This window comes from Microbacterium sp. A8/3-1 (genome assembly GCF_040267695.1).
Classification (GTDB): Bacteria; Actinomycetota; Actinomycetes; order Actinomycetales; family Microbacteriaceae; genus Microbacterium; species Microbacterium luteolum.
Genome location: NZ_CP158357.1, coordinates 822,874 through 841,382, shown reverse-complemented (window position 1 = coordinate 841,382; position 18,509 = coordinate 822,874). Strand labels below are relative to the sequence as shown.

The following is an 18,509-nucleotide window of genomic DNA, read 5'->3' as shown; positions in this document are numbered from 1 at the left end:
TGGAACGCGTGCGTAAAACGTCCGCCGTTCTGGCCTCCCTCAGCCTCGCCGTCCTCGCCCTGACGGGCTGCACCGCGTCGGCCTCCTCCGACGGTGCTGCGTGCGATCGCGGCGGCGACGACAAGATCCTGAACATCGCCGACGTGAGCGGCGACCTCGGGTCTCTGCCGGACGTCTCCGTCTTCGGACCGGTCAAGACCGACAAGACCTCGTTCGCTGATGTCACCGTGGGCGATGGCCTCGCGCTGGGTTCGGACTTCCAGCCCGTCGTGCTGGACATCGCGTTCTATGGCGGCGACAGCGGCAAGAAGCTCTACCAGTCCGAGTTCAACGGCGACGGGAGTCGGGTGCACAGCATCGACTACTGGGCCCAGCGCTCCGCCGGGTTGTCGAGTGTGCTCGAGTGCGCGACCGAGGGCAGCCGCGTCCTCGCCGTGCTGACCCCGGAGGACTTCGGGGAGCAGAACGTCGAGGCATTCGGTCTCGCCAAGGATGAGACCATCGTGGCAGTCGTCGATGTGCTCGATGTCATGCCGTCGAAGGCCACCGGTGCGCTGCAGTTCAACGACGCCAGCGGTCTGCCCACAGTGGTGCGCGCTCCGGACGGCACTCCCGGGATCATCGTCCCCGACGTTCCGGCACCGACCAAGACCGTCACGCAGACGCTCATCAAGGGCGACGGCCCGAAGGTCAAGGAGGGCGACGCGGTCGTCTCCAACATCATGAGCGTCGGCTGGGACGACAAGAAGGTGACCACGAACACGTGGGGCACGGAGGCCAGCATCAGCGCGGCTCCCGAGCAGCTCATCGGTGCGACCGTCGGGTCGCAGGTCCTCGTCGTCTTCCCCGAGGCCGACGGATCTCCCTCCACGGTGGTCGTGGTCGACATCCTGGGCGCAGTGACGGCGCCCACCCAGTGATGGCCGCCCGGATTCCCGCGGAGGAGCGCCTGACGAATCTCGTCGTGGCGCTCATGGCCACGGAGATCGGGCTCACGAAGCAGCAGATCCTCGACAACGTCTCCGGCTACCGTCAGCGCGCCGATGCCGGCACGCGGTCGGATGCTCTCGAGAAGATGTTCGAGCGCGACAAGGAGGAGCTGCGGTCGCTCGGGGTGCCGATCGAGACCATCGGCGACGCCGCAGACCCGAACGATCTCCGCGAGGCGCGCTACCGTATTCCGCAGGCGGAATACGACCTGCCCGCCGACATCGAGTTCACTCCGGCCGAGCTCGCCGTGCTCCGCCTCGCGGGCAGTGTCTGGAGCGCCGAGTCCGCCTCGGGCGACGCGCAGTCCGGCGTGCGCAAGATCCGGGCGCTCGGCATCGACGGCGATGAGCCGATCATCGGCTTCGCTCCGCGGATCACTGCGCGCGATGCGGCTTTCGCGCCGCTGCAGGACGCGATCGAGAAGAGCAGGGTGGTCGCCTTCGAGTACCTCAAGCCGGGAGAGGCGGTGCCGCGTCGGCGCAGCATCCGTCCGCTGGCGCTCGTCGACTACGAAGCGCGCTGGCATGTCTTCGGGGTCGACGTCGACATCGATGAGGACCGCATGTTCCTGCTCAGCCGCATCGTCGGCGACGTCAAGGTGACGACCACGACATTCGATCCCGCGCTGCGCGATGGGGCGGGGGAGCGCGCTCTCGCAGGACTCGAGCGCGTCTCCGCGGAGAACGCCGCGCTGCTGGAGGTCACACCCGGCACCGAGGCGGCGCTGCGCCTCGGTCGGCGAGCGACGCCTGCGGCGCAGGGCATCACGGTGCCGTTCGTCGACCTGCACATCCTCGCCGACGAGCTGGCCTCGTACGGACCGGAGGTGCGCGTCGTCGAGCCCGCGGCGCTGCGAGATGCCGTCATCGCCCGGCTCCAGGCCGTCGTCGATGCGCATGCGGAACGTGAGGAGGCCCGATGAGCGCCCAGCCCAAGCCGCTCCTCGCCGCCGAGCGCGTCCGTCTTTACCTGACCCTCGTGCCGTATCTGCTCGAACACGGTCAGGTGTCGCTCGCCGAGGCATCGGCGGAATTCGGCGTCACGCCCCAGGAGATGCGCGGGATGGTCGAGAAGCTCACGGTGATCGGCCTTCCCGGCGAATCCGGATACTGGCAGCAGCCGCAGGAGATGTTCGACATCAACTGGGACCTCCTCGACCTCGAGGACGTCATCGAGATCACCAACGATGTGGCGCTCCGCCGGGTTCCGCGGTTCACGGCACGCGAGGCCGCTGCGCTGCTCGCCGGCCTCCAGATGGTCGCGGCGGTGCCGGCGGTCTCGGACTCCGGCCTCGTCGCGGGGCTGATCTCCAAGCTGTCCCGTGGCGCAGCCGACGCGCCGGCCGACGTCGTGGTGGCTCCCAGCGCGGTCGACGAGGTCCGCGAGGTCGTGGCGCGCGGGCTGCAGGACGGCGTCGCCATCTCCTTCACGTACCAGGCACCGGATGCCGCCCCGACCACGCGGACGGTCGATCCGGTGCAGATCCTGATCACCAACGCCCAGTGGTATCTGCAGGGCTGGTGCCATCTCCGACAGGCGATGCGCACGTTCCACCTCGACCGGGTGAGTGAGCCGAAGCTCACGGACATCCCGATCACGCACGGCGGGGATCAGGTCCCCGAGCCCTTCGCCGGCCTCGACGACGAGCGCGAGGTCACGGTGCGCGTCTCCGAGCGGTTCGCACCTCTGCTCAGCGGATTCCTGCCGGCGACCACGCTGGAAGCCGTCGACGGCTCGGTCACCGCGCACGTCCACCTGGCCGATCCCCGCGGCATCAAGCGTCTCGCCGCGCGCTTCGGCGGGGCCATGGAGGTCCTGGAGCCGGGTGTCGCGCGGTCGTCGACCCGCGAGTGGGCGGCATCCGGACTCGCGCTCTATCACCGCCCCGATCACGAGGATTGATCTGTAGACTGGGGCGAAAGCTTACCGAAGACGGGAATCCTGACATGTTCGCTGGAATGCAAGGCTGGCACCTGCTCATCGTGCTCGCCGTGATCCTCCTTCTGTTCGGTGCTGCGAAGCTGCCGGCGCTCGCGAAGAGCATGGGCCAGTCGGCCCGCGTCTTCAAGGGCGAGATGAAGGCCATGAAGGACGAGGACGCGACGCGCACCGACGCCGTCGTCGCCGAGCCCACCACGGTGAAGGACTCCGGCGTCGACCCTGAGACTCCGCCTCGCGCCTGACCGACCGTGGCAACCATCGAACCGACCGTGAAGCAGAAGGCGGATCGGGATCGGCGGATGTCGCTGGGCGCACATCTCGTCGAACTGCGCAAACGCCTGATGTATGCGGCGCTCGCGCTCGTCGTCGGCATGGTGGTCGCGTTCATCATCGCCGATCCGGTCATCCACCTGATCACGGAACCCATCCGCGTCATCATGGAGAAGCGTGGTGACAACTTCAGCGCGCTGAACTTCGGCACCGTGACGGCCGCGTTCGACATGCGCATGCGGATCGCCTTCTCGATCGGCCTGTTCATCTCCGCGCCCGTATGGCTGTGGCAGATCTGGGCGTTCATCATGCCCGGGCTCACCCGCAAGGAGATCAAGTACACGATCGGGTTCATCGCCGCCGCCGTGCCGCTCTTCTTCGCAGGGTGCTACCTCGGCATCGTGATCATGCCGCACGTGATCGAGCTGATGTGGGGCTTCACGCCCGAAGGCGGGACGAACTTCTACCAGGCGCAGGAGTACTACGACTTCATCTTCAAGCTGATGATCGTGATCGGGGTCTCCTTCGTGCTCCCGGTGTTCCTCGTCGCGCTGAATTTCGCCGGGGTCATGTCCGGACGCGCGATCCTCAAGGGCTGGCGCATCGCGATCATCATCGCGACGGTCTTCGCGGCCCTGGCGACGCCTGCTGCCGACGTGATCAGCATGCTGATGCTGGCCGGCATCCTCATCGTCCTGTTCTTCGCGGCCGCGGGGCTCTCCCTGCTCTTCGACCGCCGCAAGCGCAAGCGCGACGCCGCAGCGGGGCTTCTGCCGGACGCTGCATGAGTTCGCCGTCCGAGCGATATGCGGCAGCGCGAGAGGCTGCCGATAACCCGGCGACGAACGCCTTCGCCGCGCGCCAGAAGTTCGAGCTCGACCCGTTCCAGGTCGCTGGCTGCCACGCACTCGAAGCCGGCCGCAGTGTGCTCGTCGCCGCGCCGACCGGAGCGGGCAAGACCATCGTCGGCGAGTTCGCCATCCATCTCGCGATGCAGTCTCCGAGTGACAAGGCGTTCTACACGACGCCGATGAAGGCCCTGTCCAACCAGAAGTTCCGCGAACTGGTCGAGGTCTACGGCGCAGATGAGGTGGGGCTCCTCACCGGCGACACCAACATCAACGGCAACGCACGCATCGTGGTCATGACGACCGAGGTGCTGCGCAACATGATCTACGCCGACTCGGCGGCGCTCCGCGACCTCCGGTACGTCATCATGGACGAGGTCCACTATCTCGCCGACCGGTTCCGCGGTGCGGTGTGGGAAGAGGTGATCATCCACCTGCCGCAGCACGTGCGGCTCGTCTCCCTCAGCGCGACCGTGTCGAACGCCGAGGAGTTCGGCGACTGGCTCGACACCGTGCGCGGCGACACCGAGGTGATCGTCTCGGAGATCCGGCCCGTCCCGCTCGAGCAGCACGTGCTGGTCAGGGACGACCTGCTCCCACTGTTCGACGACCGGGCGGGCATCGCGACCGCGCAGGTGAATCAGGAACTGATGCGGATCCGCTCCTTCACGGGTTCGAACTACGAGAACAATCGTCAGGTGCAGTCGTACGTCAGCAACAGGCATGCCGGGCGGCAGGCCAAGCGACCGCCGCGCGGTGGCCAGCGGCCCGTACGGCCGTCCAACCTGCGCCGCATCGAGCGGATGGATCGCCCCGATGTGATCAAGCTCCTCGAGCGCGCCAACCTGCTGCCGGCGATCTTCTTCATCTTCAGCCGCGTGGGCTGCGACGCGGCGGTGCAGCAGGTGCGCCGCTCCGGCATCCGACTGACCTCGTCGGAGGAGAAGGCGGAGATCCGCGCGATCGTCGAGGAACGCACTCGATCGCTGCAGGACGAGGACCTCGGTGTGCTCGGTTACTGGGACTGGCTGGAGAATCTGGAGCGGGGCGTCGCCGCCCATCATGCCGGACTCCTGCCCGCCTTCAAAGAGGTCGTCGAGGAGCTCTACCGCCTCAAGCTCGTCAAGGTCGTCTTCGCCACGGAGACGCTGGCTCTCGGCATCAACATGCCCGCCCGCACGGTCGTGCTCGAGAAGATGGAGAAGTTCAACGGCGAGGCCCGGGTCGCGATCACCTCGGGGGAGTACACGCAGCTGACCGGGCGTGCCGGCCGACGCGGCATCGATGTCGAAGGACACGCCGTGGTGCAGTGGACCGAGGGCATGGATCCGCAGGCCGTCGCCGCATTGGCATCGCGGCGGACCTACCCGTTGAACTCCAGCTTCCGCCCCACGTACAACATGGCGGTCAATCTGATCGACCTGTTCGGCAAGGCGCGTGCCCGGCAGATCCTCGAGTCGTCCTTCGCGCAGTTCCAAGCGGACAGGGCTGTCGTCGGGCTGGCGCGTCAGGTGCGGGAGGCCGAGGAGTCGCTCGCCGGGTATCAGAAGTCGATGGCGTGCGAGCACGGAGACTTCCCCGAGTACGCGGCGATCCGGCGTGAGCTCAGCGACCTCGAGAAGAAGTACCGTCAGGACTCCGGCGCGCCACGTGTCGCCCGTGAGAAGCGCATGAAGCGCATCCAGGCGCTGCGGACGGCCATGCAGCGGCACCCCTGCCATCGCTGCCCGGATCGCGAGGCGCACGCCCGCTGGGCCGAGCGCTACTGGAAGCTCAAGCGGCAGACCGACCGCATCCGGCGCCAGATCGAGACGCGCACCGGCACCGTCGCGCGCGTCTTCGACCGCGTGGTCGAGGTGCTCGAGACCCTGGACTATCTCTCTGACGAATCCGGAGAGCCCGCGCTGACCGAGGCCGGTCGCACGATGCGCCGCATCTACGGGGAGCGCGACCTGCTGGTCGCCGAGTCTCTGCGTCAGGGATTGTGGAACGGACTCGACGCCCCGTCGCTCGCGGCGATGGCGTGCTGCCTCGTCTATGAACCGCGACGCGACGAGGCGAACTCGGGGGAGCGGGGCCTCCCGCGCGGCGCGTTCCGCACCGCGTACGAGAAGACCACCACGTTGTGGGCTGAGCTCGACGATCTCGAGAAGGATCACCACCTGCCGGGTTCCGAGCCGCTCGCGGCCGGTCTGGCCGGCGCGATGCACTCCTGGGCCCGCGGCGGCATGCTCGATCGCGTCCTGATCGACGCCGACATGGCGGCGGGTGACTTCGTGCGCTGGGCGAAGCAGACGATCGATCTGCTCGACCAGCTGTCGATCGTCGCGGAGGACGGTGCTCTCGCGCGGACGGCTCGCACGGCGCTCGACGGCGTGCGACGTGGAATCGTCTCCTACTCGTCGATGTGAGAATGAGAGGGATGTCTGAATCCCCGGCGCGCCAGCGCCCTCTCCTGCCGCTCTGGGCTGCTCTGCTCGCCGCCGCGCTCTCGGCCTTCCTGATGAACCTCGCCTATCCGGAGACAGCGATCTGGGTGCTCGCGTTCCCCGCTACCGCCCTCCTGCTCGTCGCGCTCATCGGTCGGCGTGCGGGAGGTGCTCTGCTGGTCGGGCTCGTCTACGGCATCGTGCTGTTCGGCTTCCTGGTGTCCTTCACCTCGCGTTATCTGGGGCCGATCCCGTGGGCGGCGCTGAGCGTGGTCGAGGGCGGGCTCACCGCTGTCGCATTGATCCTGACGGCGCTCGCCTACCGCTGGATGCCGCGTGCGTTCCCGGGCACAGCCGGACGCCTGCTGGGGCTCCCCATCGTCGTCGCCGCTCTCTGGGTCGGCCGGGAGGTGTTCGTCGGCTCCTTCCCGTACGGGGGCTTCCCCTGGGCGCGCATCGGCATGAGTCAGGCGGAGAGCCCGCTGGCCCCGCTGTCGTCCTGGTTCGGCGTCAGCGGCCTCGGATTCCTCATGGTGCTCCTGGTCGCCATGCTGATCGAGGTGGTCCGCCTGCGGGCATGGCGGTCTCCTCTGCGACTCCTCGTGCCCGCCGCGCTCGTACTCGTCCTGTTCTTCACACCGTTGTTCCCGACAACGGATGCCGGTTCGATGCGGATCGCCGCCGTACAGGGCAACGGTCCCACCGGCTACTTCGACGAGCGCGAGCCGTTCTCGGTGATCGACGCGCAGACCGAGGCCACGACCCCGCTGTACGGCGAGGGCGTGGATCTGCTGGTCTGGCCGGAGGGGTCGCTGGACACCGACCCGTTCCAGAACGAGGCGCTGGCTCGACGGATGACGCTGATCACGACCCGGATCGGGGCGCCCCTGCTCGCGAACGCCGCGACCGGGCGGAACGAGCGCTACTTCAACACGTCGATGCTGTGGACCGATGCCGGGGGAGCGACGCACCTCCACGACAAGCGGCATCCGGTGCCGTTCGGGGAGTACGTACCGGATCGGGCATTCTTCAACGCGCTGGCGCCCGACCTGATCGGACTCATCCAGCGCGAGTACACGCCCGGCGAGAATCCACCGGTGGTCGACGTCGACGGAGTTCCCGTGGGACTCGCGATCTGCTTCGACGTGATCTACGACGACGTGATCACCGAGGGTGTGAACGCCGGAGCACAGGTGCTGGTGTTCCAGACGAACAACGCCGACTTCCGCGGGACCGATGAGAATCTGCAGCAGCTTGCCTTCGCGCGGATGCGGGCGATCGAGACCGGCCGCAGCGTCATGAATATCTCGACGGTCGGCACGAGTCAGATCATCCGTCCCGACGGCTCGACCGTGACGAGCCTGGATGCCGGGGAGGCTGGTGCGATGCTCGAGGACGTCGAGCTGCGCACCGGGCTGACGGCGGGCGTCATCCTGGGGCCGTGGGTGCAGCAGCTCCTGGTCTGGGGCGGGCTGATCGCGCTCCTGATCGCGTGGTGGCGCAGCACGCGGCGGCGCGACGAGCAGGTGTGAACCGCGCCCGCCTCACACAGAGAAGCAGCAGGGCTCGTTCGAGCCCTGCTGCTTCGTGATCCGGGCGGTCAGGCCCCGATCTTCTCGCGGGTGGGGTCTTCGCCGGCACCGCGGCGGGCACGGATGAAGGCCAGACGCTCCTCGAGCAGCTCCTCGAGCTCGGCGCGCGTGCGACGCTCCATCAGCATGTCCCAATGGGTGCGAGCGGCCTTCTCGTCGGTGACCTCGAGCGTGACGGCCTGGCCGTCGACGTTCAGGCGGGCGTCCGCTCCACAGGAGCGGCATTCCCAGGTCTGCGGCGGCTCGGCGTCAGCCGCGAACATCAGGTTCGTGACGTGTCCGCACGTGTCACAGGAGTAGTGGGTCTCGCGGCGCTCCATGAAAACGACGCCCTCTTCGCTCTGTAGGCTCTGGGCGCCGAGTCGGATGCCGCGCAGGCTGCGATCTGCCATTTTGTGGTCCTCTCGTCGCTGTCAGGTATAACGCTCCAGCCTGTGCGCCTGCTCAACGCGAGCGGATTCTCGGTGGGATTCACAGCGTAATCCCAGCGAAGGAGGTTATAGAGCCCGCCGAGGGCCGTCAGCGGGGTGGAGCGCGGCCAGTGCGACGTCGGCACGATCGGAGACGATGCCATCGACCCCGAGGCCCACCAGGCGCCTCATCTCGTCCGGATCGTTGACCGTCCACACGTGCACCTCGACACCGGAGCGATGCGCGGCGCGGAGCAGCGCCGGGGTCAGCACCGTGAGCGCGCCATGCCGTTCGGGGATCTGCAGAGCATCGATCTCACGGAGGACCCTGGTGGGGGAGAGGCGCAGGGACGAGACCGCACGCAATGCGGCGATCGTGCGGCTGCCGCCCGACGTGGCAGGCCGGAGCGCGGCACCTGCTCCCATGACGGACGCGATCGTCGCGCGACGGTGTGCGTCGGAGAAGCTCGTCACGAGCACCCGATGCGTGTGCTCCGCGAGGATCGGGCCGAGGAGTCCCGTGGCGGCATCCGTCTTCACATCGATGTTGAACCGGATCCGCGGGAACGAGGAGAGTGCTTCCGCGACCGTGAGCAGCCCGCCATGATCGGCGAAGACGCTGCGGAGTTCCCTCGTGCGCACCTCCCTCACCGGACGTTGGTCGCCGAGGAGACGTTCGAGCGTCGCGTCGTGGAAGAGCACCACGTCGCCGTCGGCCGTCACCTGGCAGTCCGTCTCGATGTAGTCGACACCGGCGGCGTGAGCGGCGGCGAACGACGCCGCTGTGTTCTCCCAGACGCCGGAATCCTCGCCCGCCGCGGTGATCAGACCGCGGTGAGCGAGGACTCGGGGATGCCGTGCCTTCGAGAAGTACGGGTGCGTCACGCGCCCGGCAGAGTGTTGCTCGGGCCGCCCTGGCCGGGCTTCGGCGTGAAGGCGCTGCCGATGCCCTTGAGAGCCTCGGTGAGCTCGCTCGGGATGATCCACAGCTTGTTGGACTGGCCTTCGCTGATCTTCGGCAGCATCTGAAGGTACTGGTATGCGAGCAGCTTGTCGTCCGGAGCACCCTGGTGGATCGCCGTGAAGACGTTCTGGATGGCCTCGGCCTCACCCTGCGCGCGGAGCACCGCGGCCTGCTTGTCGCCCTCTGCGCGGAGGATCTCGGCCTGACGCGCACCTTCTGCTTCGAGGATCGCGGACTGCTTGGTTCCCTCTGCCGTGAGGATGGCCGCGCGCCGGTCCCGCTCTGCGCGCATCTGCTTCTCCATCGAATCCTGGATGGATATCGGCGGATCGATGGCCTTCAGTTCGACGCGGCCGACACGGATGCCCCACTTGCCGGTCGCCTCATCGAGCACGACTCGGAGCTGGCCGTTGATGTTGTCGCGGCTCGTCAACGCCTCTTCGAGGTTGAGTCCACCGACGACGTTTCGCAACGTCGTGGTCGTCAGCTGCTCGACGGCGCCGAGGTAGTTCGCGATCTCGTAGGTGGCCGCACGAGCGTCCGTCACCTGGAAGTACACGACCGTGTCGATGGAGACGACCAGGTTGTCCTCGGTGATCACCGGCTGCGGCGGGAACGAGACGACCTGCTCGCGCATGTCGATCAGCGGGCGGAGTCGGTCGATGAAGGGCACCAGGAGGTTCAGACCCGGCATGAGGGTCTTGTGGTACCGGCCGAGCCGTTCCACCACGCCCGCGGTCGCCTGGGGGATGATCCGGATGGACCGGGCCAGCGTGACCACCACGAAGATGATCACCGCGATAACGAGTATCCAACCGATGGCGGCCGGGATGAACGAGGAGTCGTTCATGTGTTTCTCCTAGTCATTGACGGGGCGGACGGTGGCGGTCGCCCCATTGATCGCGATGACCGCGACCGGTGAGCCTTGGGGGATCGGCACAGAGGTGGATGTGCGGGCGGTCCAGGTGTCACCGTTGCTGAGCTTGACCTGGCCGGAGATCTGCGTGACGTCGTGCAGAGCGATGCCACGGAGGTCGATCAGTGCATCGACATTCGACTTCGTGGGGTCCTCGCCGCGCCGCAACCTCTTCAGGAGTGGAGGCCGGAGGAAGAGGACGAACAACGCTGCGGCCGCCGCCGCGATCAGCACCTGTGCCCAGACCGGGAGCCCGACGAGGTCGGCGACCAGACCGATCACGCTGCCGAAGCTGAGCATGAGGAAGGTGAAGTCGAGAGTGAGCATCTCGATCACGAGGAAGAGAGCGATCAGGACCAGCCAACCGATCCACGCCCAATTGTCGATCAGTTCGATGAAGACGGAGAAGTCGTTCATGCGGCCTCCTTTGCGGTCAACCTATCACGCGCCGTCGACGCTCTCGGGTGCCCCGGGCCCTGATTGATAGTCTGTGAGAGCCGTGCGATCACGGCATCTCACCCATCTCCAGGAGTCATCGTGACCGACGTTCTTCCCGCAGGATCTCTCGACGGCAAGGTCGCCCTCGTCACCGGCTCATCCCGGGGGATCGGCGCCGACACGGTGCGCTACCTGGCCGAGGCCGGTGCCGATGTCGTCATCAACTTCCGGAACAAGGCTCCGCGGGCCGAGAAGCTCGCCGCGCAGCTGCGCGAACTGGGTCGCCGGGCGCTCGTCGTGGGGGCCGACCTCACCGATCCGGCATCCGTCGCCGAGATGTTCGACGCGATCCGCGCCGAGTACGGCCGGCTCGACGTCCTGGTCCTCAATGCCTCGGGCGGCATGGAGTCCGGGATGGCCGCGGACTACGCCCTGACGCTGAACCGCGACGCCCAGCTCAACGTCCTGAACGCGGCGACGCCGCTGCTCGGCGACGGCGCACGCGTGGTCTTCGTGACCAGCCACCAGGCGCACTTCATCCGCACCACGCCGACGATGCCCGAGTACGAGCCGGTCGCGCTCTCGAAGCGAGCGGGGGAGGATGCGCTCCGGGAGCTCATCCCCGGTCTCGCCGAGAAGGGCATCGGCTTCACCGTCGTCTCCGGCGACATGATCGAGGGCACGATCACGGCGACTCTTCTCGAGCGTGCCAACCCCGGTGCCATCGCCGAGCGCCGCGAGTCCGCGGGCAAGCTCTACAACGTGTCGGAGTTCGCCGCCGAGGTGGCGAAGGCCGCGGTCGACCCGGTGCCCGCCGACAACACGAGGCTCGTCGGCGACGTCAGCGCGTTCGCCGCAGAGTAAGAAGGACGCCCGAACGACGATCGGCCCCGTCCTGCTTCGCTCAGGGCGGGGCCGATCGCTGTCGTCAGGACCGTCAGGCCGTCGCGCCCTCCGCGGCGGTGAAGGTTCTCGCGTCCTTGCCGAGCGTGATCGCACGGACGATCTGCACGATGCCGAGTGCGACGAGCGAGATGCCGAGGAGCAGCCAGAACGCCAGGCCGGCGATGATCGGCGAGAACAGCACGACGACTCCGGCGATGATGCTCAGCAGCGCGTAGAGCAGCGTCCACACGCGCGAACCGTCACGGCCGAGCAGCGACAGCGAGACGACGCCGTCCACGATCCAGCTGATGCCGATGAAGATGACGACGAGGAACGCGAGGGTCGCCGCAGCCGCACCGAGGTTCGCGTAGGCGATCACACCGGCGACGATGTAGACGAGACCCAGCACGATGTGGCCGACGCGGGACCATCCGCCCTTGGCGCCCGAGAAGATGCCGAGTCCGATGTACACGAGGCCGGCGATGATCAGATAGGTGGCGAAGATCGCCGTCACGATGACCGCCGACTTCACCGGCCAGATCAGGAGGACGAGGCCGGCGATGAGAGCGATGACGCCGGACACGGCCAGCGCGACGCGGATGGACTTGAAGAGGGACTTCGCTTCGGAGAGTGGTTCGGACATGATGTGGACCCTTTCTGAGAGAATCCTGTGGGGATGCCCTCAGGGTAGCGCCCGCGGGATCGCCTGTGGGAGAGGCTTCGATCGCGCGTCGCAGAACGTCACCCCGTGACGTCTGGTGACATGACAGGATCGACTCGTGACAGCCGTGGACGACGCCCGCCTGCGCGAGCTCGCCGTGATGCGGAAGGTGAGGGACCGCATCGACCGCGAGTACGCGCGGCCGTTGGACGTCGAAGCTCTTGCCAGGGGAGTTCACATGTCTGCGGGGCATCTGAGCCGCCAGTTCCGCGAGGCGTACGGGGAGTCGCCGTACTCCTATCTGATGACCCGTCGTATCGAACGGGCGATGGCTCTGCTGCGCCGTGGCGACCTGAGCGTGACCGAGGTGTGCTTCGAGGTCGGGTGCTCGTCGCTCGGAACGTTCAGCACGCGGTTCACCGAGCTGGTCGGTGTCTCACCCCGGGTGTACCGTGAACGCGCCGCCAATGTCGACGGCATCCCGTCCTTCCAGGCCAAGCACGTGACCAGACCGATCAGGAATCAAGAAGCACCGCGCACCGATGCGCATCTAGCGTGAACACCATGAACATCAGCATCCACTACGCCTTCCTCCCGCACACCGACGCCGATGCGGCCCTCGGGTTCTACCGAGACACGCTCGGCTTCGAGGTGCGCAACGACGTCGGGTACGACGGGCTCCGCTGGCTCACTGTCGGTCCCGCCGGCCAGCCCGAGACCTCGATCGTCCTGCACCCGCCGGCCACTGACCCCGGCATCACCGACGTGGAGCGGCAGACCATCCTCGAACTCATCGCGAAGGGCAGCTATGGTGCGCTGACCCTCGCGAGCGACGATCTCGACGGCCTGTTCGAGCGTCTGGTCGAGGGTGGGGCCGACGTCGTGCAGGAGCCCATGGATCAGCCATACGGAGTGCGCGACTGCGCGTTCCGCGACCCGGCAGGGAACCTGCTCCGTATCAATCAGGCCGGCTGACCGATCAGCCTCGACAACGAAGGACGCCGATGACCGCCGCCGAGCATCCCGCAGACGCCCATGACCTGATCCGCGTGCAGGGCGCGCGGGAGAACAATCTGAAAGACATCAGCGTCGACATCCCGAAGCGACGCCTCACCGTCTTCACGGGTGTCTCGGGATCGGGCAAGAGCTCGCTCGTGTTCGACACGATCGCCGCCGAGTCCCGACGCATGATCGACGAGACCTACAGCGCCTTCGTGCAGGGGTTCATGCCGTCGGTCCCGCGTCCGGATGTCGACGTCCTCGACGGACTGACCACGGCCATCATCGTCGACCAGGAGCGTCTCGGCGCCAATCCGCGTTCGACGGTCGGCACCGTGACCGATGCGAACGCCATGCTCCGCATCCTCTTCAGCAAGCTGGGCTCGCCGTACATCGGCGGGCCGACGGCGTTCTCCTTCAACATCCCGACCCAGCGGGCGAGTGGCGTGATGACGGGCCCGAGCGGCGAGAAGAAGATCGTGAAGGATGCGATCTACCTCGGGGGGATGTGCCCGCGATGCGAGGGCAGGGGAGCGGTGTCCGACCTCGACCTCGCGCAGATCGTCGACGAGTCGAAGTCGCTCGACGAGGGCGCGATCATGGTTCCGGGGTACACCGCTGACGGATGGATGGTGAAGGGCTTCTCGGCCTCGGGCTTCTATCCGGCCGACAAGCCGATCGCGCAGTTCACCGAGAAGCAGCGGCACCTCCTGCTCTACGGCGAGGTGACCAAGGTGAAGATCTCCGGGATCAACATGACCTATGAGGGTCTGATCCCGAAGATCACCAAGTCGATGCTGTCGAAGGACCTCGACGCGCTGCAGCCGCACATCCGCGCCTTCGTCGAACGGGTCGCGACGTTCGCGGTCTGCCCGGAGTGCGATGGAACCCGGCTCACCGAGGGAGCGCGCTCCTCGAAGATCGACGGCGTCAGCATCGCCGATGCCTGTCGCATGCAGGTGACCGACCTCGCCGCGTGGGTGCGCGGACTCGAGCTGCCCGGAGCAGGACCCCTCCTCGAGGCTCTCAGCGCGAATCTCGACGCGTTCGTGACGCTCGGACTCGGCTACCTCAGCCTCGAGCGGCCGTCCGGTTCGCTCTCCGGGGGAGAGGCGCAGCGGATCAAGATGCTCCGCCATCTCGGGTCCTCGCTCACCGACGTCACGTACGTGTTCGATGAGCCGACGATCGGACTGCACCCGCACGACATCCAGCGCATGAACAGTCTGCTGCTGAAGCTGCGCGACAAGGGCAACACGGTCCTGGTGGTCGAGCACAAGCCCGAGACCATCGCCATCGGCGACCACGTGATCGACCTCGGCCCGGGAGCCGGAGGCGCCGGCGGAGAGATCTGCTTCGAGGGCACGGTCGAAGGTCTCAAGTCCAGCGGCACGCGCACCGGCGATCATCTGGAAGATCGTGCTCAGCTGAAGGATGCCGTGCGCGCGAGCGACGGCGCCATCGAGGTGCGGGGTGCCACGGCGAACAACCTCCAGAACGTCGACGTCGACATCCCGACCGGAGTGCTGACGGTCGTCACTGGCGTCGCAGGGTCGGGCAAGAGCTCGCTCATCCACGGTTCGGTCTCGCGTCGAGACGGCGTGGTGGCGATCGACCAGGGGGCGATCAAGGGTTCGCGGCGGAGCAATCCTGCGACGTACACGGGGATGCTCGAGCCGATCCGCAAGGCGTTCGCGAAGGCCAACGGAGTGAAGCCGGCCCTGTTCAGCGCGAACTCCGAGGGTGCGTGTCCGACCTGCAAGGGCGCCGGGGTCATCATCACCGAGCTCGGCTTCATGGACACGATCGAGACGCCGTGCGAGGACTGCGGTGGCAAGCGCTTCCAGGCGAGCGTGCTGGAGTACAAGCTGGCAGGCAAGGACATCACCGAGGTGTTGGATCTCCCGGTATCGGATGCGCGGGTGTTCTTCTCCGACGGCGAGGCGAAGATCCCGGCGGTCACCGCGATCCTGGGCCGCCTGGACGACGTCGGGCTCGGATACCTGTCACTCGGCCAGCCGCTGTCGACGTTGTCCGGCGGCGAGCGTCAGAGGATCAAGCTGGCCATCCAGATGGGGGAGAAGGGCGACATCTACGTGCTCGATGAGCCCACCACCGGTCTTCATCTGGCCGACGTCGACAAGATCCTCGGACTTCTCGATCGGCTCGTCGATTCGGGCAAGACCGTGATCGTGATCGAACACCACCAGGCCGTCATGGCGCACGCCGACTGGATCATCGACATCGGTCCCGGCGCGGGCCACGATGGCGGCACGATCGTGTTCGAAGGGAAGCCTGCCGATTTGGTATCCCAAAAATCGACGCTGACGGGGGAGCACCTCGCCGAGTACGTGGGGGTGTGACGCAGCCGGCGATCGCCTATGAGCCGGCACCGAGGTCGGTCTCATGTTGCTATGAGCCCCGCAGAGGGCGTCCTCTCGATCTAGCATCAGGACCTGTCCCGTCTCGTCCGTGGTCTCTCGCTCACAGCCCCCTCGTGCTCGCCATGACCGGGTGCGCGAGCGCGCCTGCCCCTGAGGCATCTCCGCCGTCGAAGCAGAGCAGCCTGGAGGCGGCCTACGGCGCTCTTGACCGCGCTGACACCTCGGTGGTCGTCGCTGTGTCATTGGACGGGGCGCCGCCGTCGGTGCGGGAGTTCGGTGCGCTGCAGGAAGACGGCGTGCCGGCGGAGAAGACGTTGGTGGACATCGGCTCGATCACGAAGACGGTGACGGCTGTGGCCGTCTCGAAGCTCGTCGATCAGTCGGTTGTGCGGCTCGACGAGACGCTGGCGGAGATCTTCCCCGGTGTGCCCGAGGACAAGTCGAGGATCACCGTCGAGCAGCTGCTCACGCACAGCGGTGGTCTGACCGGATCGGTAGGGGACGACTTCGAGCAGATCGATCGGGACGAGTTGCTGAGGCGTGCGTTCACATCGCCGTTGATCGAGCTCCCCGGCACGCGATATGCCTACTCGAACGTCGGATACTCGATCCTCGCCGCCATCATCGAGATCCGCAGCGGCAGGTCTTACGAGGATTACCTGCGTGACGAGGTGCTGGCCCCTACGGGAGTCGGGGGTATCGGGTACCTGTCGGAGTATGCCGATGAGCGGTCGATTCGCTCCGCGAGCGGCGAGAGCGTCCTTGCGGCGAGTTGGGGTGAACACGATGTCTCCTGGAACCTCGTCGGCAACGGCGGACTGGTCACCACGGCGCCGACGTTCGTCCGCTTCCTCCAGGAGTTGACGAGCGGCCGCCTGCTCTCAGCCTCGGCGCTGGACCGCCTGCAGCAGCCTCACATCGCTGAGGACGATGCCGGATCGAGCTTCTACGGTTACGGACTCGTCGTGCAGGACGTTCCCGATCTCGGCCGCATCTACTGGCATGACGGCGGGAACGACGTCTTCTCCGCCGAGTGGTCGCTCTACGCGGATCACGGAGATGTCATCTTCACCGCAGGAGTGGACGCGGCGCCGGGGGAGAGCGCCGCGGGTGCTGCTGCGAGTGTGCTTCGTGAGCACCTCTACGGCGCGTCGGGCTGAGTGCGGGGACCAGGGTCTCGCTTTCCCGTCGGCGCAGTGCGGTCAGTCCCGGCGCGCGACGATCGTGTATGTACAGGGCACGAGGTTGCGTTCGCCCTCGGGCCAAGCCCAGTCGCCGTCAACTTCGACCATGCGAGGGCTGAACTGCCACGGCAACGTGCGTCCTTCGTCGAAATGGATCAATCGGAGACCTGCGCGGAGCAGCGCTCCGATGATCTCCGAAAGCGGGTGCGGCCACTCGAAGGTGCGCGGGTGCGCCACGGTGCCGTCTCCGACGTAGGTGGAGGCATCGTCCCATTGCTGTGCTCGGCCGTCGCCGAAGTACGGGTAGCGGATCGTCAGCGTCGCGGCATCCTCGTCGAGGGCGTACAGCGACGGATGGCCGTCGCGGATGAAGAAGATGCCGCCGCGGCGGAGCAGCGCTGCGATCTGAGCGGCCCAGCGGTCCAGATCCTCCAGCCACGTGACGGTGCCGATGCTCGTGTAGACCACATCGAATTCACCCTCGACGGCGCTCCGAGCTTCGAGCACATCCGTCTCCACCCAGGTAGCAGTGACGCCCGTACGCCGTGCGAGTTCGGCAGCGGCACGGAGGGCGGGTCGTGAGAAGTCCACACCGGTGACCGTGGCGCCGGCACGAGCCAGCGAGATCGTGTCGGTCCCGATGTGGCATTGCAGGTGGCACACATCCAGCCCGGAGACGCTGTGCGACGCCAGGAACGACTCGAGTACCGGAAGGTCGTGCCGTATGAAGTCACTGAGATGCGTCGGGTCGTCGAAGGCGTCGAGTCCGTAGGCGTCCTCGTGCAACGGCACCCGGTCATTCCAGTTCTGCTGATTCGCGTGCCGCGCGGCTTCCCAGTCGATCTCGACGTTGCGTGGAGTCATGGGAGGAAGCCTAGTGAGGGCCCTCCCAATCGATCCACGCGGATAAACCGATAATGCACATTATGTCAGTTCGTCTCTGAAGATCCCCCACGCCTGGGCGAATCACTGCCCGGTCTCACCAGACGTGTCAGTTGTCTCATTGGACCTGTCAATCTCCGGGACTGCGGCCCGAATCTCATTCAACCTGTCAGTGACGGCCGCTCCGATGAGGGTTGATCAACCTGCTCTTGCGCGTTGATCCTTCGGGGGCACATGATTCTCCCATCGACCTCGGAGCCAGGCTGGGCGGTGACAACAATGAGTTCAGTGGTGAACCTGATGGCACAACCACGCGTGGTTTGCCAGCCACGAACGCATCGAGCCCGGGTCAATCTGTCTATCTCGGAGTTCGCCCAGAGCAAACCTGGGGAGCTCTCCCCCATCTCGCGAACTCCGGGTCGTGCAGCGGCCGAGTCCTTTCAGGGGAACTGGTGGTTTGCATCCACTGCATCGCACATCGGATTCCGATCGCTCGTGGAACGCGATGTGCTCATGATGATCGATTTTGGTGGGGGCGCGGCACAGATTGTGCGCGATCCGTGTCTCGTCCTGCCGGCGCGGGGTGCACCGGCGCTCCCCCGCCCCTGGTTGTTGATAGACCAGCGGGATCATTCACGTCTTCTGCTCGTTAGAGGTTCTGAGTCGGACGCAGACGAACTCGCTCACGTCTTTCGGGCGACCTCGGTGAACGTCGC

18 protein-coding genes are annotated in these 18,509 nt (G+C 66.7%); 12 read left to right on the top strand and 6 right to left on the bottom strand.

The features are described from left to right. Positions 1-8: 8 nt before the first annotated feature. Genes ABS642_RS04185 through lnt form a run of 7 tightly spaced genes read left to right on the top strand, consistent with a single transcriptional unit; the run spans position 9 to position 8,010 of the window. Positions 9-920 (top strand): hypothetical protein, encoded by a 912-nt coding sequence (locus tag ABS642_RS04185; RefSeq protein ID WP_350352363.1) that lies wholly within the window; start codon positions 9-11, stop codon positions 918-920. Further along, positions 920-1,912, top strand: coding sequence for a WYL domain-containing protein (locus tag ABS642_RS04180; RefSeq protein ID WP_350352362.1), 993 nt, complete (start codon positions 920-922; stop codon positions 1,910-1,912). The genes ABS642_RS04185 and ABS642_RS04180 overlap by 1 nt, the downstream gene beginning before the upstream one ends. Beyond that, positions 1,909-2,892 (top strand): WYL domain-containing protein, encoded by a 984-nt coding sequence (locus tag ABS642_RS04175; RefSeq protein ID WP_282217196.1) that lies wholly within the window; start codon positions 1,909-1,911, stop codon positions 2,890-2,892. The genes ABS642_RS04180 and ABS642_RS04175 overlap by 4 nt, the downstream gene beginning before the upstream one ends. Positions 2,893-2,936: 44 nt before the next feature. Then, positions 2,937-3,173: a twin-arginine translocase TatA/TatE family subunit gene (tatA, locus tag ABS642_RS04170; protein ID WP_116634986.1), complete on the top strand. Its 237-nt coding sequence runs from the start codon at positions 2,937-2,939 to the stop codon at positions 3,171-3,173. Positions 3,174-3,230: 57 nt separating this feature from the next. Beyond that, entirely contained in the window at positions 3,231-3,989 is a 759-nt protein-coding gene (gene tatC, locus ABS642_RS04165; protein ID WP_282217484.1) for a twin-arginine translocase subunit TatC, read from the top strand. Next, positions 3,986-6,460 (top strand): DEAD/DEAH box helicase, encoded by a 2,475-nt coding sequence (locus ABS642_RS04160; protein WP_350352361.1) that lies wholly within the window; start codon positions 3,986-3,988, stop codon positions 6,458-6,460. The genes tatC and ABS642_RS04160 overlap by 4 nt, the downstream gene beginning before the upstream one ends. 11 nt (positions 6,461-6,471) lie before the next feature. Further along, entirely contained in the window at positions 6,472-8,010 is a 1,539-nt protein-coding gene (gene lnt / locus ABS642_RS04155; protein WP_350352360.1) for an apolipoprotein N-acyltransferase, read from the top strand. Between the two features lie 68 nt (positions 8,011-8,078). Here the strand turns inward: lnt and ABS642_RS04150 are convergent, their stop codons facing one another. The 4 genes from ABS642_RS04150 to ABS642_RS04135 all read right to left on the bottom strand — a co-directional run bounded on the left by ABS642_RS04150 (position 8,079) and on the right by ABS642_RS04135 (position 10,777). Then, positions 8,079-8,462 (bottom strand): RNA polymerase-binding protein RbpA, encoded by a 384-nt coding sequence (locus ABS642_RS04150; RefSeq protein WP_282217193.1) that lies wholly within the window; start codon positions 8,460-8,462, stop codon positions 8,079-8,081. A gap of 105 nt (positions 8,463-8,567) precedes the next feature. Next, the gene (locus tag ABS642_RS04145) at positions 8,568-9,365 is read right to left on the bottom strand and encodes a glycerophosphodiester phosphodiesterase family protein (protein WP_350352359.1); all 798 of its coding nucleotides are present in this window, start codon (positions 9,363-9,365) and stop codon (positions 8,568-8,570) included. Then, positions 9,362-10,294, bottom strand: a complete 933-nt coding sequence (locus ABS642_RS04140) for an SPFH domain-containing protein (protein ID WP_282217191.1) — start codon at positions 10,292-10,294, stop codon at positions 9,362-9,364. Before ABS642_RS04140 ends, ABS642_RS04145 begins: the two co-directional genes overlap by 4 nt. 9 nt (positions 10,295-10,303) lie before the next feature. Then, a complete protein-coding gene (locus ABS642_RS04135; RefSeq protein ID WP_282217190.1) occupies positions 10,304-10,777 on the bottom strand; it encodes an NfeD family protein in 474 nt (157 codons plus the stop codon). Positions 10,778-10,897: 120 nt separating this feature from the next. Here ABS642_RS04135 and ABS642_RS04130 point away from each other — a divergent pair, with 120 nt between their 5' ends. Then, positions 10,898-11,662 (top strand): SDR family oxidoreductase, encoded by a 765-nt coding sequence (locus ABS642_RS04130; protein WP_350352357.1) that lies wholly within the window; start codon positions 10,898-10,900, stop codon positions 11,660-11,662. Positions 11,663-11,735: 73 nt separating this feature from the next. Here the strand turns inward: ABS642_RS04130 and ABS642_RS04125 are convergent, their stop codons facing one another. Then, positions 11,736-12,326, bottom strand: a complete 591-nt coding sequence (locus ABS642_RS04125) for a DUF308 domain-containing protein (RefSeq protein WP_350352356.1) — start codon at positions 12,324-12,326, stop codon at positions 11,736-11,738. Between the two features lie 178 nt (positions 12,327-12,504). Between ABS642_RS04125 and ABS642_RS04120 the strand changes: the two genes are divergently transcribed. The 4 genes from ABS642_RS04120 to ABS642_RS04105 all read left to right on the top strand — a co-directional run bounded on the left by ABS642_RS04120 (position 12,505) and on the right by ABS642_RS04105 (position 16,887). Further along, a complete protein-coding gene (locus tag ABS642_RS04120) occupies positions 12,505-12,903 on the top strand; it encodes a helix-turn-helix transcriptional regulator (protein ID WP_282217483.1) in 399 nt (132 codons plus the stop codon). Positions 12,904-12,908: 5 nt separating this feature from the next. Continuing rightward, positions 12,909-13,319: a VOC family protein gene (locus ABS642_RS04115; RefSeq protein WP_282217187.1), complete on the top strand. Its 411-nt coding sequence runs from the start codon at positions 12,909-12,911 to the stop codon at positions 13,317-13,319. Between the two features lie 29 nt (positions 13,320-13,348). Then, complete coding sequence (locus ABS642_RS04110) at positions 13,349-15,706, top strand: excinuclease ABC subunit UvrA (protein WP_350352355.1); 2,358 nt, start codon at positions 13,349-13,351, stop codon at positions 15,704-15,706. 143 nt (positions 15,707-15,849) lie between these two features. Beyond that, a complete protein-coding gene (locus ABS642_RS04105; RefSeq protein WP_350353395.1) occupies positions 15,850-16,887 on the top strand; it encodes a serine hydrolase domain-containing protein in 1,038 nt (345 codons plus the stop codon). A gap of 42 nt (positions 16,888-16,929) precedes the next feature. On the opposite strand, the gene ABS642_RS04100 is transcribed toward ABS642_RS04105, so the two are convergent. Then, positions 16,930-17,775 (bottom strand): methyltransferase, encoded by an 846-nt coding sequence (locus ABS642_RS04100; protein WP_350352354.1) that lies wholly within the window; start codon positions 17,773-17,775, stop codon positions 16,930-16,932. Positions 17,776-18,509: the final 734 nt, after the last annotated feature.